Origin of the sequence: Geminicoccus harenae (assembly GCF_019800005.1) — a bacterium.
GTDB lineage: Bacteria > Pseudomonadota > Alphaproteobacteria > Geminicoccales > Geminicoccaceae > Geminicoccus > Geminicoccus harenae.
This window is the reverse complement of the sequence record NZ_JABGCL010000216.1, coordinates 1-721: the sequence shown is the minus strand read 5'-3', so window position 1 is coordinate 721 and position 721 is coordinate 1. Positions and strand designations below refer to the sequence as shown.

The 721-nt window shown below is 66.0% G+C and carries 2 protein-coding genes and 1 pseudogene; all 3 read right to left on the bottom strand.

All coding sequences use genetic code 11. The features are described from left to right. Positions 1-200 (bottom strand): annotated as a pseudogene (locus HLA95_RS27675) (pirin family protein); the annotation flags it as partial. A 27-nt stretch (positions 201-227) separates the two neighbouring features. Next, positions 228-518: a type II toxin-antitoxin system RelE/ParE family toxin gene (locus tag HLA95_RS27670; protein WP_222185177.1), complete on the bottom strand. Its 291-nt coding sequence runs from the start codon at positions 516-518 to the stop codon at positions 228-230. Next, a partial coding sequence (locus tag HLA95_RS27665) for a type II toxin-antitoxin system ParD family antitoxin (protein ID WP_222185175.1) occupies positions 515-721 on the bottom strand: 207 nt, incomplete at its 5' end. The genes HLA95_RS27670 and HLA95_RS27665, both read right to left, overlap by 4 nt.

Sequence of the window (721 nt, the reverse complement as noted above, 5' to 3'; positions counted from 1 at the left end):
CCCTGGTCGGTCAGGAACTCCGCCGGCCCCATCTGGTCGAAGAAGATGAACGGGCCGACCATCTGCCGCTTGGTGGAGGGCAGGGCGCGCCGCACCGTCATTTCGCCGAGGTCGACCGCGCGCGGCACGATCAGCGTCTCGATGACGTCCGTGGTCCGGCGGTCGCCCAGCACCGGATCAGGACAGGGGCTCCAGCTCATCGATCATCTCCATCCACGGCATGGCATCTACCGGAACAGCACCTGCACATCCCGGCTGCCCTGCACGATCCGCTCGATCACCACCCGATCCGAATGCAAGGAATAGCAGATCAGGTAGTGCCGGAACGCCATGACCCGGATGTCCGGCGCCAGGTCAGAACGAAGCGGATAGGCTTTGGGAAAGCCGCAAAGCTCCTGGCAGCGCTTGCGCAGCTGCTGCACGAAGAGCAGGGCACGGGCCGGACTATCCGCTGCGATGTAGTCGCCGGTCTCCTCCAGATCGCTCTCCGCGGCTGGGGTGAAGAAGCAGCGCATCATCCTTGCCGTTTGGCCGCAGCGTACCTGGCTTCCAGCCGATCGAACACCTGCTCCGCCGCCACTGGCTCTCCACTGGCGCGGCCTTCGACGATCTTCTGCCGCAGCTCGGCCAGTTCCATCTCCCGGGTTCGCTCCTGGGCCTGCAGGAGGCGCAGCGCCTCGCGGATGACCTCGCTGCTGGAGGCATAGGCTCCGGTCCGGAC